Consider the following 22,094-nt stretch of genomic DNA (forward strand, 5'->3'; position numbering starts at 1 on the left):
ACCACCCCCGATATGTCCAGCCATTCGGCACCTTCACAATAAGACCCTAACTATTTGTTTAGATTAACTTTTCATCCTTATCACTGTGCAGATAGACAGTCCAGACTCTGCACCGCGGAGGATGATCGCCATGGACCGATTCCCTGTTCCCACGGCACACTGGGAGGCAGTGAGGACAACACAGTCCAGCAAATTTTCGCCACCCTCAGGAATCCGCAGCAACTGCACATTACACGCAGTATCTGAATAGCAACGCCGCCAGAATGCTGCCGATAATAGACAACAAGCCAGAACGCGAACACGGGCTGCGGGATGCGCCATGCAGCCGCGGGAGAGCGTCGTCACCCGACCGGCAAAGTACCCTGAATGATTCACTCGGGTCGAAATTTAAAACAACCGACCTTCGGAGACAAATAACATGTCGATTAAAACCATATGTATCGTAGGCGCAGGATTCGGCGGGTTGAGCGCCGCAAGAGTCTTCAGCGCCATGGGATACGATACAACGGTCTATGAGAAGGAGGCAGACGTTGGGGGTGTCTGGTCGGCCTCCCGGCGCTATCCAGGGCTTACCACCCAGAACCCGCGTTCGACATATGCGCTTTCCGACTATCCCATGCCTTCTGATTACCCGGAGTGGCCCAATGGAGAGCAGGTGCAAGCCTATATGCATGCTTATGCCGTTCATTTCGGCTTCCTTGACCGTATTCACCTGAACGCGGAAGTCATCGATGCACGGTTCGACGAAAAAGACATGCGCTGGTCCATCACAGTGCGAACAACGAGTCCCGCGGGGGACGAACAGCTCACAACGGCGTACTTCGATTACCTGATCATAGCCAATGGCATTTTCTCCGTTCCCATGGTGCCGGACTACCCCGGGACAGAAGCATTCGAATCGCAGGGCGGACAGGTATTGCACACCAGCCAGTTCAATGACAAACAGACAGTCCATGGCAAACATGTTCTGGTTGTGGGCTACGGCAAGTCCTCCTGCGATGTCGCCAACGCAATCGCCGACTCGGCGGCATCGACAACGGTCGTCGCGCGCCATCTGATCTGGAAACTGCCGAAGTACTTGGCCCATGTGCTCAACTACAAGCACCTCTTTCTCACACGACTGAGCGAGGCGCTCTTTCGCTATATTCATCTGCGTGGCTTCGAGCGCTTCCTGCACGGTATCGGGAATCCGCTGCGGCGCGCCATGCTCGGTTCCGTGGAATGGGTTATTGAGCGGCAATTACACCTCCGGCGGCTGGGTCTACATCCCGACAAACCCCTGGAAACCATCGCCCGCTCAACCGTCAGCCTGGTTACCGATGGCTTCTACGAGAAGATAGAAGCAGGAGAGATCGGTATAAGGAAAAACTCGGAAATCACCCGGCTGGAGCCCGGCAAGGCCATTCTCGACAGCGGGGAAACACTTGCTGCTGACGTGGTGATCTGCGGCACTGGTTGGCGCCAGCTATGCCCATTCCTGGATGAGGCCATCATGCAGAAGGTCACTGACAGCGAGGGCAACTTCCGGCTCTACCGCTCTGTACTTCCCATCGGTGTGCCACGATTGGCGTTCAATGGCTACAACTCGTCTTTCTTCAGTCAGCTGAACTGCGAAATTGCTGTCCTGTGGCTGGCCGATTACCTGAAAGGCGGCATCGAGCTGCCCTCAGTGGAAGCACAGAATGAATATGCCGATCGCAAGCTCGCCTGGATGGAAGCCAGGACCGACGGCAAGCACTCCAAAGGCACCAATATCATTCCGTTCTCGATCCACCATATCGACGAACTTTTGGACGATATGAACGTAAATCTGGGCGTGCTGACACGGCTAAAGCAGTGGTTCCGCGCCCTGGATCCCGGTGACTATGCACACATACTGCCCCGCTTGCAGCAGAAGTATGCCAGGCAAAACGCCGCCCCCGTCGAGCTCGGTTATGAAAAAGGCATTTGATTATATTGTCGTCGGCAGCGGGATAAACTCCCTCTGCTGCGCTGCGCTGCTGGCGAAGGCCGGCCATCGTGTTTGTGTACTCGAGCGCAACGACTACCTGGGTGGGTGCATCAAGACAGCGGAGATCACCGAGGAAGGATTTCGGCATGATGTCCTGTCGGGCTGGCATCCCCTGTTCGTGACCTCGCCCAGCTATCAGGCGCTGGCAGCAGATCTGGCACGTCACGGGCTTGTATACCTCAATTCTGAAAAGCCCACCGCGGTGGTCAACCCTGGCGGGGAAGCGCTGGTCCTCAGCACGTCCCGCGAGCGCAACACCGCCGTACTCAATGAACTGTGCGATGGTGACGGGGACAGATACGCACAGACCATGACCGCAATGGAGCGCGACGCCGAACTGACCTTCAGCTTGCTGACCAATGAACTGGTGAGTTTTGCGACGCTGCGGCTGCTGTGGCGCGAGTGGCGCTCGCGCGGATCAGCCGGGCTCAGCCAGTTTGCGGGCGAGGCGATGGCGTCGAGCAGAGACTGGCTGTGTCAGCATTTCAGATCCGATCTGGCCCGGTCATTGCTGGCACCCTGGATATTGCACACGGGACTGGGACCGGAAGCCAATTTCTCCGGCGCCATGAGCCGGGTCCTTGGCTTCAGCCTTGAATCTGCAGGTATGTCCGTGGTCAAGGGCGGCAGTGATAATCTGGTACACGCATTCCGTGGTCTAATTGAAGAGTATGGCGGTGAGCTGCATGTCAACACCGATGTTCAGCGCATAACGGTCGAGGACCGCCGGGCGCGGGGCGTCGAGTGCCTGCAGGGGCACCGGGATACCCAGGGCCGCCAGAGCATCCAAATAGAGGCCAAAAGGGCTGTGATCTGCAACGTCACTCCGCAGCAGTTGTATCTTTCATTGCTGGAGCCCGACTGGGTACCAGAAACAGTGCGGGAACAGGCGGCTAACTTTCGCTTCGGCAATGCCTGCATGCAGATTCATCTGGCGCTGGATCAGCTGCCCCAGTGGCGCGACCCCCAACTGGACGATGTGGCGATGGTGCACCTGAGTGGCGGGCTCGATGCAGTTTCCCTGGCCGTAGCCCAGGCCCAGTGCGGTCTGCTACCGGCGGAGCCGACGATTGTCGTGGCCCAGCCCACGGCACTGGACCCCTCGCGGGCGCCCGAGGGCAAGGCCATTCTCTGGATCCAGTTGCAGGAACTCCCTTCGACGATACGCGGAGATGCCGCCGGACAGATTGAGGCGCCGGGGGACGGACAATGGACGCAGGAGATCGCGGAGCGCTACGCAGACAGAATCATCGCGCGTATCGGCCAGCATATCCCTGGACTTGAAGGGAGCATACGCTGCCGGGTTGTGCTGTCACCGAAGGATCTGGAAAGCATCAATGTCAACCTGGTCGGTGGGGATCCCTATTCAGGGCACTGCGGGATGCAACAGTTTCTCCTCTGGCGGCCACTGAAGGCACTGAAAAATCACGAGACGCCGGTGCGGAACCTGTATCACATCGGTGCTTCTACTCACCCCGGTCCAGGCCTGGCGGGAAATTCAGGCTATATGGTTGCCCGTGGGCTGTTGTCTTGAGGAGATAAATCGTTTCAACTTGACACGGAGGACGAATCAGGACTTTGCGGATTTTGGACCGACGGCCGAGCAAGAGCCTGGCTGAGCAGCGTTTGACTGAATACTTATCGGGAGAGGCAATATGGCAAAGCTAAACAACAAAGTGGCGATTATCACCGGCGGCGCTGCATCCATCGGCAAGGCGATAGCAAGCAGGCTGCACGCCGATGGTGCCAGCGTTGTGATCGCGGCACGCAGTGTGGACAAGGGCGAAGCCCTGGCCGCACAGCTGGGAGAGAGAGCCCTCTACGTGGAAACGGACATTACCCAGGACGACGATTTGCGCCGCCTGGTGACAAGGACCATAGACCACTTCGGGGCCCTGCATATCCTGGTTAACAACGCCTGTGTCTACGGTGACGATGGTGCGGCAACAACCCGGGAAACCTGGCTTTCCACACTCAATACCAACGCGGTGTCCGCCGCGATACTGGGAGAGATCGCGGTTGAGCACCTCGCCGCCGCAGGCGGCAATATCGTGAACATCGGTTCCATCTCCGGGCAGTTTCCCCATATCGGGCGCTGGGCCTATCCCATCTCAAAGGCGACCCTGCGCCATCTGTCCCGGACGCAGGCCGTGGAATACGCGGCGCGCGGCGTACGGGTAAACTCGGTGACAATCGGACACTGCTGGTCGGACCCATTCGAAGGCCTGACCGGGAACAACCGTGCCCACGCCGACAAGGTTTCCACGCCCTACAACCTGATGGGCCGGGTCTCGGATGCAGCGGAAGTCGCCGCCGTGGTCGCTTTCGTTGCCTCGGACGAAGCGTCCTACATGACAGGAGGAGAGGTTCCCGTGGACGGCGGCTACGGCGCCATGGGGCCGGAGCAGCACTACCCGGTCATGCCACTGCTGATGGAGGGGAACAGCAGTCAGCGGTAGCGAAGCGGAATGGGGGCCATTGCGGCACAAGCATTTTGTTTGAAACAATTGGTATTTTGTGATACCACTGCGAACCCAGCGACGGATGAAAAAGGTACAGCAGTGGGAGAGATTGCAGACCAGTCCCGGTTGATCCGAAGACCTCAATACAAGCTGTTTCAAACGTCTGATCTGGATGAAGCCCGGTCCCGGGTCAGCGAGGTGTATTGCAAACATCGGCTCAGCTCGCGGACCGGGCAGCTGGACGCCTGCCACTACCACATGCCCTTCAATGGCATCAGCTTCAACTACATGCAGTACGGTACGGAGAGCCGTATAGAGCCAGAGTCGGGTTACCTGAGGGATTTCTATCTCATCCAGCTGCCGCTGAAGGGATGGGCCCATATTGAGAGCGGCGGCCAGGTGGTGGAATCCGACCCCGCCCGGGCATCGGTCATCAACCCCTCAGTTTTTACCAAAATGCTTTGGAGTCAGGACTGCCGCCAGTTCCTGGTGCAGATTACGAAGGAGAGACTGGAGAGAATCACCGCCTCCTGCCTCGGCATGCCCATACAGGGGGCCCTGGTATTCGATTCAGTCATGGACAATGGCAACGCCCAACATGCATCCTGGTGGCGGCACCTGTTCTCGTTCATCTGCGAGTACAGCCAGGAGTGCAGTTTCTACCGCAATAGCGAAATCCTGGAAACCGAGCTGGACAATATCATCAAGGCACTGCTCTATTCCCTGAACCACAATTATACCGCCCCGCTGCTGAACGACACACAGAAAGTGCGGCCACGCCACGTCAGGCTGGCGATGGATTACATCCACGACCATATCTCGGAAAAGCTGTCCATGGACACGCTGGTAGAGCTCACAGGCGTCAGCGAGCGCCGCCTGTACGAGGGGTTCAGGCGCTTCCAGAACATCTCCCCCATGCGCTATGTACAACAAACGCGGCTGAAAGCCGTGCGCAGAGCACTGCAAACCTGCAGCGACAGCAGCGTCACGCAAATAGCCACCGAATACGGCTTTACCCAACTTGGGCGCTTCGCCGCTCTATACCGTCAGGTGTACGGCGAATTGCCGTCTGAAACCGGTGCGCGCAGGGGGTGCGCAAAACCGGATTAGTCGACCTGAAAGACAAACAGTTCTAGGGCCTGTTCACACTATCAACATGGCCCCTTGCATTGCAGGTTTGCTCCAGAAGCCGGCGGCCCGGGCGATTACAAGAAGCGCGGCACAGGCCATCAGAAAAGCCGACCCGGTAGTGACTGCCCCGTAGGAACTTACCAACAAAGGCAGAACAGACGTCAGCAAACCACCACCTACAAACGGACTGATAAAAGGCGCGCGCATTGCATATGCCTTGGCCGCGTCAGATTTCATATCAGGATCGACAGTGCGTAGCAGCATCAATCCAACCGCTGTTACACCGGCAAGTACCCCGAAGTTGACAATCGAATGCTCAAACCATTGTGTCCTGAATATACGGGGCCCCAGATAATAAAAATGAAACAGCAATGTTGCAAGAGAGACGGCTGATATCAGCAAAAGGGGCAATGCGTAGGCAATAACGACAGGGACTTCGATTGTGGCGATGGCTGAAACGATCAATAGTTCCAGCGCAAGGCCCTGGATGAGATTCAGCGTTCCGCGATCAATAGCTTCGGCATATCGGGTTCCGGCAAGCAGTTTCTGTACGAGCAAACCGCCGATCATAGCCATTGGGAACAACGGTAAATTGAGTCCGGTTGCTCTTTCCAGCAAGTACAGTAGAACCATACCCACCATTATCGCCAGCGCAATCAACCCGAAATGAAACGCCAGCGGTTCGACCACCTCCTTGTTGATTGTAACAAATGCTCCTGCGGGCTGCTCTTGCTTCGGTATTATGTCTGCACTGGTCTTTGACGCTATTTTATCTGTTGATTGTAGAGCGGACACATGGCCGTTTCTCACGCCAATGTTGATAATGACCATGCCGCAAACAATTCCCGCAAACAGTCCGATCGTTGCCGTTGTCAGGGCCAGGGCGCCTCCCTCACTCCAGCCAAGATCTGCGAACACTTCGCCCATTCCGGCAGCTGTGCCGTGGCCGCCAACAAAACCAATTTCAATAAGCGAGCCGAATATTCCATCAACGTTCCAGACTGGCATGATCACCAATCCAGTGATCAATAAGGGTATGGAAACCAGGAGGAAATCCCCGATGTAACCGAAAAGCAACTGTGGAGCCACCAAACCGGCTACGTCTTTCCCCTTGGGAAGCTGGATCCCCATCAACATCGGCGCAAAAACGATCGAAATAAGCGCTGGCGGTAATGACGCAAATGTCTCCTGCATCTCGTTGCTGAGAATTCCAAACCCGTATTGCCCCAAGGCCAGCCCGATACATCCGGTAATAAGAGACGCTGGTATAAAGTAGGTCTTGAACAGGCGCACCCTGGTTCGAAGAACAACTCCCAGGAACAGCAGTACCCCCAGTACGCAAATGTGGATAAGTGGCGAACTCATGTCTTCAGTATCGTTCCTGGATCATTCAGCTTCTAGGAATACAAGCAGTCCTTTGCTATTTAGCCCACGTCTCCAGGGCTATACAGGAATATTAGAACTGCTGAGTAAGGGAAACATAGACAATACGCCCACGAACATCATGAACTGAGTCGTCAAACCCAGGACGATCTCTATACCCCAATGTTGGTGGATCCTCATCAAGGATATTATTTGCACCTATCGAAAAATAAGTTTTCTTGTCGCCGATAAGCTCGTTCACAGAGAACGCATACTGCAGATCAAGTGTGGAAAAACTATCTACTGCTTCATCATTCGCGTCATTGGTATAGCCGTCTATGTAACGAACTGTACTTGTCACGCTATGATTTCCCCAGGAATAATTCGCAGAGACATTGGCCTTTATTTCCGGCAAAGACCTGAACTGGTTGCGAGAGTTACGACTTCCCACAATATCCACGTACCCTTCACCCTCCACTTGCTCATATTCAAAGCTATTTATATAGCTAGCGCTACTGGACAGCTTCAAAGTGCCACTTCTGATGTCGATATGATAATTTGCCGTAAAGTCAAAACCATCGGTTTTCACACTTGAGGTATTAATAAAGAACGAGCTAACCCGACGGATATTTCCGCCGCCATCCCGCTCAATTCGTGGATCGTTAGGAATACCATCAGAGGCGCAATCGTTGTCAATAATTGCCTGGGCACCTTCATCCTGAGAAATCAGATCGTCATATTCGAAGTTCCAATAATCCAGGATAAGTTCAAATTCGTCGGAAGGAGTCAAGATTACACCCAGGTTGTAGTTTTTGGCCGATTGGGGGCCAAGCTCCGGACTTCCGGTAATAAGAAGTTCACCGCTAATCGATGTCCCACCTTCACCACAGCTTAATGCTCCTGTTATGGGGTTTACTACCGCTGAGTCGTCATATAGCTGGCGTGATGAAGTCTCACTGAACTGACGAACTGTGGGCGCCTGAAATGATGTACCATAAGAACCTCGAAGCGCAATTGTCCCGGTTGCATTATACCTGACAGCAATCTTGGGATCCGTTGTCGTACCGCCTTTGTCACCATAATCCTCGTGGCGCAATGCCAACTGTAACTCTATCTGGTCCGTTACCGGAATAATGGTTTCCCCAAACACCGAGAAGACATCCTGGTCGCCGCTAGTTGGGTTCACGGGGTTGGTTGATGCTGATTGAGCAGCCGCATTTAGTGAATCAGGCGTAAAACTGAATGCCTCTTTCCGATACTGAAGCCCAACAGCAAGCCCTACATCGGACAATATATTTCCTGTAAGGACCGCATCAAACGTAGATTGACTTGATTTGTAGGTATTTTGCTCGGTGGTATACAAGCTGTCCAGCACTGATTGGGTATTGCCAGCAACTGACGTCGAATCCTTGGGCGATACCAACTGGGGAGTAGCAAGAGAAGAACCAAAGGGATTCCATGTCCCGTCAAGAGCAGCTTGATTGACAGCATCGGCTATGAAATTAAATGAAACACTTTCACTTCTTCTGGCGTGAGAGCGCTGGTACGCGACTTCGCCTGACCAATTCTCATTGAGATCGAATGACATGCCAGCAAGCCCTCGCCAATAATCGATTTCAAGGACTCGTGGAGGGGCGTTATCTTTTCCATTCAAATTATCCCCTAGAGGTCTACACAAGCATACCAGATCAACAGCTTCGTCGGTGGCTGGATCCCAATCTGCTGGATCAACATAAGCAATGCCGGAGGGATCGGCAGGATCATTCACAAAGAAGTTGAAAGGATGATCTCCCGGGACAAAGATTGCACCAGTGTTTACCAAGCCGTTCTGGAAAAGACCCGGCCCAGACGTGCGTTTAACCCGATTACGAGACAGATGTGATTCAGCAAAAACTGTTATATTGTCGTTCATATCATAGTCGAATTCGGTAAAGGCCTGATAACGCTTCTGATCCTGGACCACTGACACTTGGTCAAAGAAATCGTGCCGACATCTGGAACCAGCCAGAATACCACCCGCCGCTTCACAGTTTGGGTCAGCGAAGGTTGCTCCACTGTATGGCGATATTTCACCGGTAGCTGGATCGACTATAGCTGCAGTATATGAGCCAGGTTGCCCGGTTGAAGAGGTCAGAGGGCCGGCAGAGGCCGGCGATGGATCAACGCCCTGTTTAACACCCCCGAGACGCTCAACGATAAAGTCATAATTGCTTCTATCACCGCGCTCCTGGTCATAAACTGTCGCGTAGAAGTTGAAGTGTCCACGCTGTCCCATTGGCGAGCCAGCTGCGAGATTGATTGAACTTGCATCATTGGTAGAGGTTTCATGACGGACAGATAGCTCAAGTCCCTCAAAACCTTTACGAGTGATGATATTTGCGACACCAGCGACTGCCTGAGAACCATAGGTAGAAGAAGCCCCATCTTTCAGGAACTCGATTCGCTCAATCATTGCCAGGGGCAACTGATTGACATCAAAAAAGTCGTTGCCCCCAGCGTCAGCGATTGGTGCAATGCCAGCACGCCGTCCATTAACGAGAGTAAGCGTGGAGCCCAACCCCAAGCCTCGCATATTAATTTGTGAAGTGCCCACCAGGGTACCGGTATCCTGAACCAGGACCGAACCCGAATTCACAGTCAAGTTCCTGGCCACATCGATGATATTGCTATAGCCCGCGGAATCGAAGTATTCGCGGTCCACAACTTCCAGCGGTGCCAATGACGTCGTATCTCTATTCAACAGCGAGCCTGTACCGGTCACTACGACCTCCTCAAGAACTACAGGCTCCTGTTCTTGTGCATGCACCCCAATGACTGATGACATCAACCAGGCTGAGAAACTGAACAAACAAGGTCCCAATACTCTATTATTCATTCTAACCTCTATAGTATTTTTGTCGTCTGAACGCTCTTGGCGCTAATCCCCAGAGCCTTATCTACTCCCAAATCGGATAGTACGAAGGCGCACAAAAATACTATCCATGCCGCCCAGGACAAACAAATGCTTTGTTAAAACCAGGTTATTAATGAATGTTATAGTTCATACAAGCCTTTCCCAGATACTACCTGTCACAAGGTGATTGGACAGGAGGATTGAACCGGGCGGCACTGAACTCTTCTATTGACAGGGACGGCTTGTTGTCAACAATCAGTTCCGACAGTAGGCGGCCTGTCAAAGGAGCCAGTAAATAGCCGTGGGAGGAATAGCCGAAAGAATGATAGAACCCTCTAGCAATGCCGCTTTCACCCAGCACAGGAATGCGATCCGGGGTGAGCCCCTCAATTCCTGCCCAGCAGCGGACAATAGGTACTTTTTTCATGTGGGGGAAGAGGTCGGCGACGGTTTGAGCGCTCAGTCTCAATTGGTCGAAATCGACTCGGGTTTCTCCAGTGGCCCTGTTTAGTTTGCCTCGATAACCTCCGCCAATCAGTACCGTTCCATTGGGAGCCTGCTTGAATGAAAACTTTCTACTTGCCCCTATAACAACGGGCTTGAGAAAGAATTCAATGGGAGCGGTAACCATCATTAGAGGGGCCTCGGCTGAGATAGGCAGCTCTTCCCCGATCATCAAGGCTATTTGGTCGCCCCAGGCGCCGGCACTATTGATAACAATAGGTGCCTGGTAATTTTCTCCACTATCAGTTGTTACGTACCAAATTGAATCATTCTTTCTTATTCGATTTACACCTGAGTTTCGCCGAAAATAGACCCCGAGCTTTTCTGCTGTGTTCTGGAATGCGAACGTACTACGGAAGGGGCTTCCAAAACCATCCGAGCGGCAGATAAGGCCGCCAATACAACGTTCAGAGATCGAAGGGATCAGCTTTTTCAGTTCGTGCGCATCAATGAGCTCTTCGTGTCTGTAACCAAGTTCCCGAAGCCTGATTTCGCGGTCGTGGAGTTTTTTAAGATCCATGGAATTTTCTGCTACGCAGACTTGTCCATCAAAAGCAGTTCCACAGTCGTCTCCCACGAGTTCCTTGATGTTTTTCCACATCTTTATCGCTTCGACTGCCAATGGAATTTCTGGTTGCAGTCGATTTAACTGCCGGAGGCCTCCAGCGTTGACTTTCGATGAATTGCGCCCACCGCTCCCTTGGTCAATGAGTATGACTTTGAGGTTTTTCTTTGCCAAATGAAGCGCTGCGGAGGATCCGTGCAAGCCTGCACCTATAATTATTACGTCGAATACAAGGTTCGAGGTATGCATATCAAGAGCCAGTATTGCTTCTTTCGAGGGAAGCCAATTCGCTGACAGGTATTGGCTTAATGGGGGGCCTGCTTTTATATACGCCTACTTCTTCCATATTCCTGCCCTGTGCGTCTGCGAGAATTCGGCTGACCGTGCTGCTACACATCCGGCCTTGACAAGGCCCCATGCCGCAGCGAAGCAGTGACTTTATTTGATCGGGAGTGCAGCAGTTTTCTTGTACAGCGCCGGTGATGCTTCGCTTGGTCACTTCGTAGCAGCGACAGACAATTGTGTCTTCGTCAGTACAGTTTGAAATAGCCGGGGGAAACAGAGCGTCCAACATCGGTCTCACCATGGAATGTCGCCAGCGAGCGATTTTCAGCTTCCTGGCTACTTTCCGAAACTCCCTGTCTTTTAGCTTGCCCAGTTGCCTGGCAGCACTTAGCGCACTAATTCTGCCAGACTGCTCGGCGACTCTGGCCCCAAAAATACTTGCGCTATCACCGGCAACAAGAATATTCCTGATGGAAGTGTTGCCTTCAGCTGTTACAACCGGGTGCCAATGTTGTTGCAAATTGCACCATTTGTGATCTACCCCGGCCAGTCGGGTAAGGGCGGTATTTGGAATTACCCCGTCGTGTAGAAGCAGCGTATCGACGTCTAAAGTAGCGAAGACATTTTGTGAGGTAAATTGAATACGTTCGAGTTTGTCTTCCGAGGTTCCTGTTGCTCCAATATTCCTGGCGCCGGAATAGACAGGAATTCTCGCCTGACGTAAATACCGGCGCATTTTCAGCCCTTTTAGCAGATATTCTGGAGCTAAAAGTGCTTTGGGAGCACTCTTCAGGCAGGCAATATAATTGAACCATGACGTCGTTTCCACGACTGCCTGAACCCTTGTGCCCGCACTATGCAGCTGGACTGCAGCCAGAAGCAGCAATGGACCGCTACCCGCCAAAACCACCGACCCACTGGGAATCATTCCTGTGGATTTAAGGATTGTCTGTGCAGCACCGACACTCATTACACCAGTTAGTGTCCAGTCATGTATGGGAACAGGGCGCTCCATGGCCCCTGATGCGATTATCGCCTGCTTTGCATCCAGGAAATAAGCTGAACCATTGGAAGAATAAAAAATACGTGTCTTTTCTTGATCGAAATTTGGCTCAATATTCCAGACTGATGATTGATTTTTGTACTCGATTGTTGACTGTGCGACAGCATCCACCAGCTTTTTTCCATAGCGGTACTCGGCCCCCAGAATTTTTAGATCTTCCGGACGCCTTTTCGATACTGAGGCAATTGACCGGTATATTTGTCCCCCTGATTCGATTTGCTCATCAAGTAATACCACTGACAGCCCGAGGTTTGAGGCTTCGATCGAAGCAGCCAACCCGGCCGGCCCGGCTCCTATAACAGCTAGGTCATAAACCATTGGGAATTCTCAGGACCAGTGTGTCTCTTGGGTTACATTATGTCGTCTGACTATTTGGCCATCCCTCACCTGACGCATGCAGGCTTGCTGATAGCCAATACCATCCACTTCCACCAGACATTCAAAACAAACACCCATCATGCAGTAGGGGGCTCTTTTACTTTTTGCAACTAATGATCTGCGAGTGTAAGGGCGACTCGATGCAAGAATCGCAGCGGCAATGGTCTCGCCCTCACCGGCCTCTACCGGGGTTTCGTCAAGAATTATTGTGACAGTCTTGTCTTTGGTACGGCGCTTGAACATAGCCTTGCCTGATGACTCTGGTTGGGCAAGTATTCTTGGGAATATAACGCATTAAAGCAAATGACCTAAGTCGGGCATTTGATAAATGAATGTTATACTTGGGGGGTCCGCATGGGGTTGTAAGTCTGTAATGCCACTTCAATAAACTGTTGCGAGATTTTTGACATCGAATGCTGCTTCGGGAAAACTATGCCGATGGAATAGGGTATCCGGGGATGAAAAGGACGAATCGCGATGTCGGGATGATCATTTACACCTAAGCCCTGGAAGCCAACCACCGAGATGCCGGCTCCTTTTGCGACAAGCATGGATGCCGTGTAGGCAGAAGATACTTCGATTCGATTTCTTACTTTAACACCATGCTCCTGAAGCAGGTTGTCGAGTTTATGCCTGAAATGAATACCAGGTGAAAGAGAAATAAAGTTCTCTCCGTGTAGATCGTGGATTTCTATTTCATCCTTTCCTGCAAGATGGTGGTGCTTGGGCAACATACAAACGGCGTCGTCAGCAGGAAACGATTTCACGCTAAGTGCTTCATCGTTGATGGGAAGCGTTACAAAGGCCAAATCATGCTGTTGCGAGAGAACCCACTCAATTGCCTGCTCCCTGGGCCAGTTCCACAGGCTAATAGTGATATCTGGAAACTGCTTTACAAAGGAACTGATTACGTTCGGTAAAAAAGTCGTAGTAAAAATCGGCATCGCAGCAATATTGAGTCGCCCTGTCCTCATTTCACCTATTGATTCCGCAGTGTGCCGTATATGGTCTAAACCGACATAGGTGCGCTCCACCTCTCTGTACAAAGCATTACAGTCGTTTGTGGGTACCAGTCTCCTGCGGTCTCGTTCAAAAAGCTTGAAACTAACAGAATCTTCAAAATCAGACAGGAGCCGGGTCACGGCAGGCTGGGTTACATGCATAATCTCTGCGGCTTTGCTGACAGTCCCGGTAATCATGAATGCCCGGAAGGCTTCAATTTGGCGAAGATTCATGCGCATGACCGGCCTCCATTTTATATAGTATTTACTTATACTATTTGCCAGATAGGCCATTGAATCTAATACATCTATGCTGAGCGTGTCCATTTTTATAATGTGGACCTAACAGGCTGCTGAAAAAGGCATGATTTTGACGCACTCAACTTCCTCGTCGTTCCGTGTCCCAAGTTTGGTCAACGGCGAGTCGGATTCGTGGCAACTTCACCGGATTGGGGATTCGGGGCCGATTTCCGCTGTGACAAGGTCCTTCATAGCCTCTATCGCCTCCATAAGCCGCTCATGGGCGCTATCGATTCCCCGTATCCCCTCACCACGCCGCCTCGGGCAGCAGATTTCTGATACGTATGAGATTGTAGGCAGCCATCACCCTCAGGAAGTCCTGTCTTACCCGAGTCAGACCTCTGAACTTTGTCTGCCTGAGCCCGCCGATCTGCTTGGCCCAGCCAAAAGGTTCCTCCACCCGTTTGCGCACCCGTTGGCTGATTTCGTAGCCCAGATGACGGGTCGTTCTACCGTCAATCGCAGACCCGCCTGCACGCTTCAGGTTTTGGGCAACGTGCGGGGTAACATCCAGAAATCTCAACACGTCGACAAACTCCCGTGTGTCGTACCCTTTGTCAGCTCCCAGTGTTGCGCCACTTTTCAATACCGTCGCCATGTCGATCGCTGCATCGCGCTCGGCAGTGCCAGTGGCCGAGGTAAGATCGGCATTGACCAGCAGGCCATTGCGGTTCTCCATCAGGGTGTGTCCGGTGTAGCTGGGGCGCGCTCCCATACCCTGGCCCTTGGACGCAAGCAGAGCCTCGGGATCCGTGCGCGAGGCATGGGTCTTGTTGCTGCGCTTCTCGCCATGGAAGTTGCGGCCCGCATTGCGGCCGACGCCATCAGGGTTGTCATCGTCCGAGCCATCCTTGCGGCGAACACTCTTGTGAGACGCCCAGGCAGCTATCAAAGTGCCATCAACGCTGAAATGGTCGTTGGACGTGAGACTACGTCGGCGGGCCATCTCGACGATTTCTTCGAAAAGGCGGCGCCCGATGTCGGCCTGCGCCAGTCGATCCCGATTCTTGGAAAAGGTCGAGGGGTTCCACACGGGATCGTCAACACTCAAGCCAACGAACCAGCGAAACATCAGGTTGTAGTCCAACTGCTCCATCAACTGCCGCTCACTGCGAATCGAATAGAACACCTGCAACAAGGAAGCGCGGATCAGACGCTCAGGCGGGATGGACGGCCGGCCGCAGTCTGCGTAGATCTCATTAAAAATAGAGTCCAGGTTGGTCAACGCTTCATCGACCAGTTTACGCATCTTGCGGATCGGGTGGCGCTTGGGAATGCGCTGTTCCAGCGAAACATAACTGAACAAGTCACCGCCTTCCTGGTAATCACCGCGCATTGTTTGGTCTCCAACCTGCGATTGCGCTATTTTCCCTCATTCGAGGGAGTTTTTCAGCAACCTGCTAATGACCCATCTCGCCTCAGGGCTCGGTCATGCAAATGCGCTTGTTGCGTATTTTCGCTGGTACTCCAGGTGTGATTGAACAATCAATCAGCTCGTCAACAGTACCGGCACGGTAACCGCCACGGCAACGCCGGCCAGCAGCGCCGCCGACCGCGGTCGCCAGGACAGCAGCAGCACCAGGCCCCCGGCGCCGGCCGACAGGTAACCCAGCCACAACACGACGCCCACCGAAGGACCCCAGGCCCGGATACAGGGGAGCAGCGCCAACGCCAGTAACCCCGTTCCCAGCGCACGCAGACCGTTCCGGTACGGCGGCGCCAGCGCCACTGCTGGCCAGACCTGGCGCTGGTGCCGCGGCATCGCGAGACTCAGCCCGGTCATACCCGCATAACAGAGCAACAGCGGCAGCAAAACAATGAGCCAGGCATTCATCCCCTGGCCTCCGACTCAGCGCCGCGTTGCAGAAGCGGCGGCCGAGCCGCATTCAGCAGCGGCCGCGCCTGACGCTGCCTGCGCAACAGGCCGTAGGCGCCCAGACCACACAGCAGGCCGAATACTATTACCGTCAGTTCAACACCCAGCCTGGGACCGTCACCCTGGGCCCAGTAGACCAACACATGCGAGCCGGTAGTCAGTGCGTTCAGCACCGGCAGGGTCAGGCACAGCGCCGCACAAACCAGCAGTTGTTCCACCCAGGCCCGCCCGGCGGGACGCAGCGCCGCGTGCAACAGGGTCAGTGCCCAGACCAGGAAGAAACCGCGTATTTCCCAGGCCGCGCGATCTTCGATGCCAATGGGAATCAGGCGGTTAAGCCAGAGCATCGCGATGCAGGAGAGCGCAAGCCCCGCGATCGAACCCACGTTGAGCACCTCTACCAGGCGGTAGACACGGGGCGTGTGGATACCGAACTCGCGCAGTGACTTCTGGCGCCGCTTGACCATGACCAGTATCGCGCCGGTAGCCATCATTGCCGCCCCGGCCATGCCCAACAAAAAATACAGCCAGCGCACGGTATAGCCGCCAAAACCGGCAAAATGCAGGGTGCGCATGACTGCCTGGGTGGCGGTGGCTGCGCCGCCGCGTATCTCACCGGGCACTTGCACGTCCCACAACTCACCGTTGACGGCGTCAAACTCCACCCGGCCACTGGTGCCCGGCAACAGCTTGCCCCGCGCCTCGGCCTCGTCGAACACGCCGAACACCCGGGCCGCCGCGCTGCTGTCCCCGGGGTGCTCCACTACCACGAAACTGGCCGCGCGCCCCATTTCCGCCTCGGCGCGCAGCAGCAGGCCATCCAGCGGCACCACCGCGGCATCGACATCGGTCTCGGGACGGTGCCGCGGCTGGTCCAGCAATTCGGCAAAAAAGGAACCCTCCTCCGGGTAATGCACTTCGATGGCAGCCGGCATGTACAGAGAATAGAAGGTCGCAAGCCCAGTGTAGGCAATCATGAACAGGAACGGGAGGCTCAGCACCGACACCGCATTGTGGGCGTCCAGCCAGCTGCGCTGCCCCTTGCCGGGACGAAAGCTGAAGAAGTCCTTGAAGATACGCTTGTGTATGATGACACCGCTCACCAGCGCCACCAGCATGGCCATCGTGAACACACCGACCAGCCAGACGCCCGCCGTGCCGGCGTGAAATTCGTAGTGCATGTGGACAAAGTGGTGGCCGCCCTCGGTTTCACGCTCTGCATCATTGGGCATGGGCTCGCCGGTCGCGGGGTTCAGCCGCTCACTCTGGAACTGCTCCTGCTCATCCTCATAGAACAGGCGAATGACCGGAATATCCTTCGTGGGCAGGCCGATGCTCCAGAAGTGACTGCGGGGCACCGTTTCTTCCAGATAGGATTGTCCCATCCGTACCAGGCTGGCCCGATCCCAGTCCCGCAGCTCCACCGCCGGCGCCTCGGGCTTCATCCAGCGGGTAATGGCGTCGTCAAATACCCCCAGACTGCCGGTAAAAAAGATGGCAAACAGTAACCAGCCGGCCAGCAGGCCGCCCCAGGTATGCAGCCAGGCCATAATCTGGCGAAAGGCACCCGCGGGTTCCTCACGCGCTATCGCAGTACCAGAATTCACAGCACACCTCCCAACAACCAACCCGCCAGCGCCAGTGCCATGGCGGGCAGCAGCAACCCCAACCAGGCACGTTTCAGATCACGTGCGGCAAATACCCAGATCGCTGCAGCGGTATAGATTGCGAAGCTCAACAAGGTAGCCGCCAGCACCGCCTCGGCACGTACCATGGGCAATACTGCACCCAGAAATACCGTCGCTCCCGAGGCCAGGGCGTAACCGCCGAAAATCGCCGCCGCCACCAGCCAGAACAGGCGCCATCCATAAAGTCCCATCAATTTCTTCCCGAATTGCAAACACACAAACCAGCCACGGGCGCGGTGTTCGCTCGCACCCCGGTCTTTGCATCTTAACCATAACGATATTGATTATCAATCGTATCTTGTGCGTCAACAAATGTTGGCCACCCCCAGTCCTCAGCGCTCCAGCACCCCTGGCATCACGGATATTCCCAAGAAATTCTACAAAGACGAATGATAATGGTTATTATTAGTGTTAGCATACCGGAACCATCTGTCACACAACCAGCATTGGAGCACTCTCGTGAAAGCCAAACTCCTTCTCTCGGCAGCCATTATGTTTGGCGCCCAGCCGCTACTGACTCTGGCCCAGGAGCCAGCCCACGACACCGACAAAGGATCACAGAAAAATAGCCATAGAGACGCGATTGAAGAGGTCACGGTCACTGGCAAGTATAGTGTCGGACAAACACTGGACACGGCCACAGGCCTTGGCCTGACACTGCAGGAGACCCCCCAGTCCGTATCGATTCTGACCCATGAGCGAATGCAGGACCAGGATATCACCACCATTCTGGAAGCGGTCAATAACGCGGTCGGCGTTACCTCCGAGGAAGTTGACAATGTACGCAACAACTTTCACTCCAGAGGTTTTCGTATTGATAGCTACCAGATCGACGGCGTACCCACTTCCTGGAGTCTGGGCGGCGATTCTGGAGAAACGGTAGCCGATACGGCCATTTACGAACGCATTGAATTCGTGCGCGGCGCGACCGGCCTGTTGACAGGCGTCGGTGACCCTTCGGCCTCTATCAACCTGGTTCGCAAGCACGCCGACAGCAGCGAGCTGAACGGCTATGTGGACGTGGCGACGGGCCGCTGGAACAAGAGGCGCCTGAGCGCTGATATCTCCTCTGGCCTGAATGAAAGTGGCAGCGTTCGCGGGCGTGTAGTGGCCAGGCACCTCAGCGGTGAATCCCACGTTGACTACTACGAAGACGACAAGAACGTATTTTACGGCGTGGTGGACGCGGACCTGAGTGCAACCACGCTACTACGCGTGGGCGTAAGCTATCAGCACAGCAACCCCGAAGGTACGGTGTGGGGCGCACTGCCAACGTTCTTTTCCGATGGCAGCAAAACCCGCTGGGATGTCTCCAAGACTACCGCCATGGACTGGAACCGCTGGGAAACCACCAATACCAACTATTTCCTCAGCCTGAACCAGGTGTTTGACAATGGCTGGGAACTTCTTGCCAATTACAACAAGCTCCTGTACGAAAAAGACACCCGGTTGCTGTACGTCTACGGTGACCTGGACAGGGAAACCGGCGCCGGCTTGAACGCCCAACGTTACCGCAGTGACGGCGAATCCAAACAGGACAGCTTCGATGTCCAATTGAAAGGGGATTTCAGCCTGTTCAACCAGACCCATGATTTTGTTCTGGGGGCCCTGTACAGCGATCAGGAAGCCGAGACCTTCACCCAGGACCCGCTGGGCGGCGACATGAGCGGCGGTTTCGACAGGGTCGATGTGGACAACTTCTACGAGTGGGGAGATCTTCGGGAGCCCGAGTGGTCAGAGGAGCGGATCCAGTCCCAGGACATCGCTACCGAACAGCGCGGTTACTACGCTGCCACCCGTATTTCAGCCACTGACAACCTGAAGTTCATTCTGGGTGGCCGGCTGGCCACCTGGCTACGCACCGGTTTTGACTGGAGCGGAAACATCGATTATGGCGATGAGGATGAATTCATCCCCTATGCGGGGGCGCTGTATGACCTGACCGACACCCACCGTGTTTACGCGAGCTATACCGAGATATTCAAGCCGCAAAGCAATCGGAATGCCGGTGGCAATTTCCTTGACCCACTGATTGGCAAGAGTTCTGAAATCGGCTTGAAAAGCCGCTTCCTGAATGACCGTTTGCATACCACGATCGCCCTGTTTGATATTGAACAGGACAACCTGGCCCAGGTAGATACCGACTATGTCGGTACACCGGAACAGCGCACGGCCTATATTGCCGCACAGGGGGCACAGAGTACCGGTATCGAGCTTGAAGTGGTCGGACAGCCCATTGACGGCTGGAACATCACCGCCGGCTACTCCCAGTACACAGCGGAAGATGCACAGGGTGATGACGTCAACACCGACATCCCCACCAGGCAGTTTAATCTGTTTACCACCTACCGGTTCGAGGATTCGATGCCAGGGCTCATGATTGGCGGCGGCCTGAAGTGGCAGAACCAGACCTATTCTGAAGGCACGAATCCCATCGGCAACCCCGATCGATTTACCCAGGATGCGTATGTGCTGGCCAATCTGATGGCCCGCTATGCATTCACGGACTCACTCCACGTACAATTCAATGCAGCCAATATCACCGATGAAAAGTACTACTCACAGGTTGGGCAGTTCAGCTCGTATCGCTACGGTACGCCAAGAAGCTATACCGTCAGCCTCAACTACCGCTTCAACTAGAGCAATGAAGCCAGGGGGATCGTCAGAGGGCACCTGGCCCGTGGTGCGTACAGAATACACCCTGTTTCACACCGATGAACTATACTCCGGTCGAATGCTCAGCATTTTGGCCTTGGGGTATGGCTCGAAGCCTGGCCAGGCCCGACCCGGGCGTAGAGTTTCTGCTGAGTCAGCAAGGAGGAGTACAACATGACGGCTACTGCCGACCGCACTTATCGACGCGGGTTGCATCCGCTTCATGCAATACTGCTTGCCGGAACCATTCCGCTCTTTCTTGGCGCCCTGTTGAGTGATTATGCCTACTGGTCGAGCCACTATATACAGTGGAGCACCTTTGCCTCCTGGTTGATTGCCGGCGGCCTTGTTTTCGCCGGTCTCGCGCTGTTGTGTGCAATTGCAGGCCTGTTTCATGCCGACCGCCGTCGCGGGCCTCCCCTCGCCTACTTTCTTCTGCTGCTGATCACCTGGATTGTCGGCCTCTTCAACGCGCTGATCCATGCCAGGGACGCCTGGGGATGATGCCCGCCGGCTTGATTCTTTCGATAGTCGTTACCGTTCTGGCTTCTGCAGCGACCTGGATCGGTTTCTCCCGTCTCAGTGCAGGAGGTAGGGAATGAGACTTGCCAGCGCTCTTTATGTCACCCTTTTACCGGTCCTTCTGACTGCCTGCGGGGGCGGCGCTCCCGACCCGGGACAGCAGTATGGCCCTGATCCCGAACTTCCAGAACCGCAGCGAGGGCTCTTGCCCGACATAACGGTTCTCGACCAGGCGGAGTGGGGCGATGAGGTTCCAACGGTACCGGAAAACTATACCGTCACGGCCATTGCCACCGACCTCAAGATCCCGCGCCAGACACTGGTATTGCCCAACGGCGATATCCTTGTTGCCGAAGGCAGTGGGGGCAATGCGCCGCTATCCAAGCCCAAAGACCTCATTGCGGGTTTTCTCAAATCACAGGGAACCACCACCGTCGAAAGCGGTGACAGGTTGACCCTTCTGCGCGATGGCAATGGGGACGGTATCTACGAGGAACAGACTGTTTTCGCTGACAACCTCAACGCGCCCTACGGCCTTGCCCTGGTCGACAACAATCTCTACATCGCCAACCAGGACGCGCTGGTTCGGTTTGATTATAGGGAAGGTCAGACCCGGGCCAGCGGGCCGCCTGTGGAAATTACCAGGCTACCGTCAGAGATCAACCACCACTGGACCAAGGCGATGACAGCCAGCGCAGATGGACGTTTTCTGTACGTGGGTATCGGTTCCAACAGCAATATCACCGAGCGCGGTATGGCGGCGGAAGTCAATCGGGCCGAGGTCTGGCAGATAGATGCGCAGACCGGGGCGCACAAGCCTTATGCGACCGGCCTGCGGAACCCCACTGCGCTTACCATTCAACCAGGGACAGATCAGCTGTGGGTCGTCGTGAACGAACGGGACGAACTCGGGCCAAACCTGGTTCCCGACTATCTTACTGCTGTTCGTGAAGGCGGCTTTTACGGCTGGCCCTATAGTTACTGGGGACAGAATGTTGATCCACGTGTGCGGCCGCAGGATCCTGCCAAGGTGGAATCGGCGATTGTTCCGGATTACAGCCTGGGGGCGCATGTTGCCGCGCTCGGTCTTGATTTCTCTACGCCCGCAGTGGGCGCCGAGTTCGCGGAGGGCGTATTCATCGGCGAGCACGGCAGTTGGAACCGCTCGGAGCCGGTTGGCTACAAAGTGGTCTTTATACCGTTCAGTAATAACCGCCCCGACGGCCAACCGGTCGACTTTGTTACCGGATTTCTCACGGAAGATGGCAGGGCCCGCGGACGACCGGTTGGCGTGACCGTGGACCCGCGCGGCGCCGTCATTGTGGCAGATGATCTTTCCAACACCATCTGGCGAGTGACTTTTGAGGGAGACCAGTCGTTATAGCAGCTGCCGGTCCG

17 protein-coding genes are annotated in these 22,094 nt (G+C 54.8%); 7 read left to right on the forward strand and 10 right to left on the reverse strand.

All coding sequences use genetic code 11. The features are described from left to right. The first annotated feature begins 418 nt into the window (after positions 1–418). From G3T16_RS06585 to G3T16_RS06600, 4 genes are all read left to right on the forward strand, one after another. Positions 419–1,951: a flavin-containing monooxygenase gene (locus G3T16_RS06585; protein WP_163494361.1), complete on the forward strand. Its 1,533-nt coding sequence runs from the start codon at positions 419–421 to the stop codon at positions 1,949–1,951. Next, on the forward strand, positions 1,935–3,545 hold the full coding sequence (locus tag G3T16_RS06590; protein ID WP_163494362.1) for a phytoene desaturase family protein: 1,611 nt from the start codon (positions 1,935–1,937) through the stop codon (positions 3,543–3,545). The genes G3T16_RS06585 and G3T16_RS06590 overlap by 17 nt, the downstream gene beginning before the upstream one ends. Before the next feature lie 121 nt (positions 3,546–3,666). Further along, positions 3,667–4,470 carry an SDR family oxidoreductase gene (locus G3T16_RS06595; protein WP_163494363.1) on the forward strand — a complete coding sequence of 268 codons (804 nt, stop codon included), beginning with the start codon at positions 3,667–3,669 and terminating at the stop codon, positions 4,468–4,470. Positions 4,471–4,479: 9 nt separating this feature from the next. After that, positions 4,480–5,583 carry an AraC family transcriptional regulator gene (locus G3T16_RS06600; protein ID WP_269473272.1) on the forward strand — a complete coding sequence of 368 codons (1,104 nt, stop codon included), beginning with the start codon at positions 4,480–4,482 and terminating at the stop codon, positions 5,581–5,583. A 33-nt stretch (positions 5,584–5,616) separates the two neighbouring features. Here the strand turns inward: G3T16_RS06600 and G3T16_RS06605 are convergent, their stop codons facing one another. From G3T16_RS06605 to G3T16_RS06650, 10 genes are all read right to left on the reverse strand, one after another. Then, a complete protein-coding gene (locus tag G3T16_RS06605) occupies positions 5,617–6,969 on the reverse strand; it encodes a sodium/glutamate symporter (RefSeq protein WP_163494365.1) in 1,353 nt (450 codons plus the stop codon). Positions 6,970–7,060: 91 nt separating this feature from the next. Continuing rightward, entirely contained in the window at positions 7,061–9,727 is a 2,667-nt protein-coding gene (locus tag G3T16_RS06610; RefSeq protein ID WP_163494366.1) for a TonB-dependent receptor domain-containing protein, read from the reverse strand. A gap of 301 nt (positions 9,728–10,028) precedes the next feature. Then, entirely contained in the window at positions 10,029–11,177 is a 1,149-nt protein-coding gene (locus G3T16_RS06615; protein ID WP_269473273.1) for an NAD(P)/FAD-dependent oxidoreductase, read from the reverse strand. Position 11,178: 1 nt separating this feature from the next. Beyond that, positions 11,179–12,594: an NAD(P)/FAD-dependent oxidoreductase gene (locus tag G3T16_RS06620; RefSeq protein ID WP_163494368.1), complete on the reverse strand. Its 1,416-nt coding sequence runs from the start codon at positions 12,592–12,594 to the stop codon at positions 11,179–11,181. Between the two features lie 9 nt (positions 12,595–12,603). After that, entirely contained in the window at positions 12,604–12,897 is a 294-nt protein-coding gene (locus G3T16_RS22425; RefSeq protein ID WP_163494369.1) for a (2Fe-2S)-binding protein, read from the reverse strand. A 92-nt stretch (positions 12,898–12,989) separates the two neighbouring features. After that, positions 12,990–13,895, reverse strand: coding sequence for a LysR substrate-binding domain-containing protein (locus G3T16_RS06630; RefSeq protein ID WP_163494370.1), 906 nt, complete (start codon positions 13,893–13,895; stop codon positions 12,990–12,992). 307 nt (positions 13,896–14,202) lie between these two features. Then, positions 14,203–15,291 carry an IS5 family transposase gene (locus G3T16_RS06635; RefSeq protein ID WP_163493605.1) on the reverse strand — a complete coding sequence of 363 codons (1,089 nt, stop codon included), beginning with the start codon at positions 15,289–15,291 and terminating at the stop codon, positions 14,203–14,205. A 153-nt stretch (positions 15,292–15,444) separates the two neighbouring features. After that, complete coding sequence (locus G3T16_RS06640) at positions 15,445–15,789, reverse strand: DUF3325 domain-containing protein (RefSeq protein WP_163494371.1); 345 nt, start codon at positions 15,787–15,789, stop codon at positions 15,445–15,447. Beyond that, positions 15,786–17,438: a PepSY-associated TM helix domain-containing protein gene (locus G3T16_RS06645; protein ID WP_197911938.1), complete on the reverse strand. Its 1,653-nt coding sequence runs from the start codon at positions 17,436–17,438 to the stop codon at positions 15,786–15,788. The genes G3T16_RS06640 and G3T16_RS06645 overlap by 4 nt, the downstream gene beginning before the upstream one ends. Next, positions 17,435–17,710, reverse strand: coding sequence for a DUF3649 domain-containing protein (locus G3T16_RS06650; protein ID WP_163494372.1), 276 nt, complete (start codon positions 17,708–17,710; stop codon positions 17,435–17,437). The genes G3T16_RS06645 and G3T16_RS06650 overlap by 4 nt, the downstream gene beginning before the upstream one ends. Positions 17,711–17,978: 268 nt before the next feature. Between G3T16_RS06650 and G3T16_RS06655 the strand changes: the two genes are divergently transcribed. The 3 genes from G3T16_RS06655 to G3T16_RS06665 all read left to right on the forward strand — a co-directional run bounded on the left by G3T16_RS06655 (position 17,979) and on the right by G3T16_RS06665 (position 22,080). Continuing rightward, positions 17,979–20,159: a TonB-dependent siderophore receptor gene (locus G3T16_RS06655; protein WP_197911939.1), complete on the forward strand. Its 2,181-nt coding sequence runs from the start codon at positions 17,979–17,981 to the stop codon at positions 20,157–20,159. A 189-nt stretch (positions 20,160–20,348) separates the two neighbouring features. After that, entirely contained in the window at positions 20,349–20,678 is a 330-nt protein-coding gene (locus G3T16_RS06660) for a DUF2231 domain-containing protein (RefSeq protein WP_197911940.1), read from the forward strand. 94 nt (positions 20,679–20,772) lie between these two features. Next, positions 20,773–22,080, forward strand: coding sequence for a PQQ-dependent sugar dehydrogenase (locus G3T16_RS06665; RefSeq protein WP_163494373.1), 1,308 nt, complete (start codon positions 20,773–20,775; stop codon positions 22,078–22,080). Positions 22,081–22,094 lie beyond the last annotated feature (14 nt).

The sequence above is a fragment of the Kineobactrum salinum genome, from assembly GCF_010669285.1.
In the GTDB taxonomy this organism is placed as follows: domain Bacteria; phylum Pseudomonadota; class Gammaproteobacteria; order Pseudomonadales; family Halieaceae; genus Kineobactrum; species Kineobactrum salinum.

Bases quoted from the DNA above. Each gene is read 5' to 3' on its own strand.
- G3T16_RS06585 (WP_163494361.1), top strand. From the start codon at position 419: ATGTCGATTAAAACCATATGTATCGTAGGCGCAGGATTCGGCGGGTTG.
- G3T16_RS06590 (WP_163494362.1), top strand. From the start codon at position 1,935: ATGAAAAAGGCATTTGATTATATTGTCGTCGGCAGCGGGATAAACTCC.
- G3T16_RS06595 (WP_163494363.1), top strand. From the start codon at position 3,667: ATGGCAAAGCTAAACAACAAAGTGGCGATTATCACCGGCGGCGCTGCA.
- G3T16_RS06600 (WP_269473272.1), top strand. From the start codon at position 4,480: ATGGGGGCCATTGCGGCACAAGCATTTTGTTTGAAACAATTGGTATTT.
- G3T16_RS06605 (WP_163494365.1), bottom strand. From the start codon at position 6,969: ATGAGTTCGCCACTTATCCACATTTGCGTACTGGGGGTACTGCTGTTC.
- G3T16_RS06615 (WP_269473273.1), bottom strand. From the start codon at position 11,177: ATGCATACCTCGAACCTTGTATTCGACGTAATAATTATAGGTGCAGGC.
- G3T16_RS06620 (WP_163494368.1), bottom strand. From the start codon at position 12,594: ATGGTTTATGACCTAGCTGTTATAGGAGCCGGGCCGGCCGGGTTGGCT.
- G3T16_RS22425 (WP_163494369.1), bottom strand. From the start codon at position 12,897: ATGTTCAAGCGCCGTACCAAAGACAAGACTGTCACAATAATTCTTGAC.
- G3T16_RS06630 (WP_163494370.1), bottom strand. From the start codon at position 13,895: ATGCGCATGAATCTTCGCCAAATTGAAGCCTTCCGGGCATTCATGATT.
- G3T16_RS06635 (WP_163493605.1), bottom strand. From the start codon at position 15,291: ATGCGCGGTGATTACCAGGAAGGCGGTGACTTGTTCAGTTATGTTTCG.
- G3T16_RS06640 (WP_163494371.1), bottom strand. From the start codon at position 15,789: ATGAATGCCTGGCTCATTGTTTTGCTGCCGCTGTTGCTCTGTTATGCG.
- G3T16_RS06650 (WP_163494372.1), bottom strand. From the start codon at position 17,710: ATGGGACTTTATGGATGGCGCCTGTTCTGGCTGGTGGCGGCGGCGATT.
- G3T16_RS06660 (WP_197911940.1), top strand. From the start codon at position 20,349: ATGACGGCTACTGCCGACCGCACTTATCGACGCGGGTTGCATCCGCTT.
- G3T16_RS06665 (WP_163494373.1), top strand. From the start codon at position 20,773: ATGAGACTTGCCAGCGCTCTTTATGTCACCCTTTTACCGGTCCTTCTG.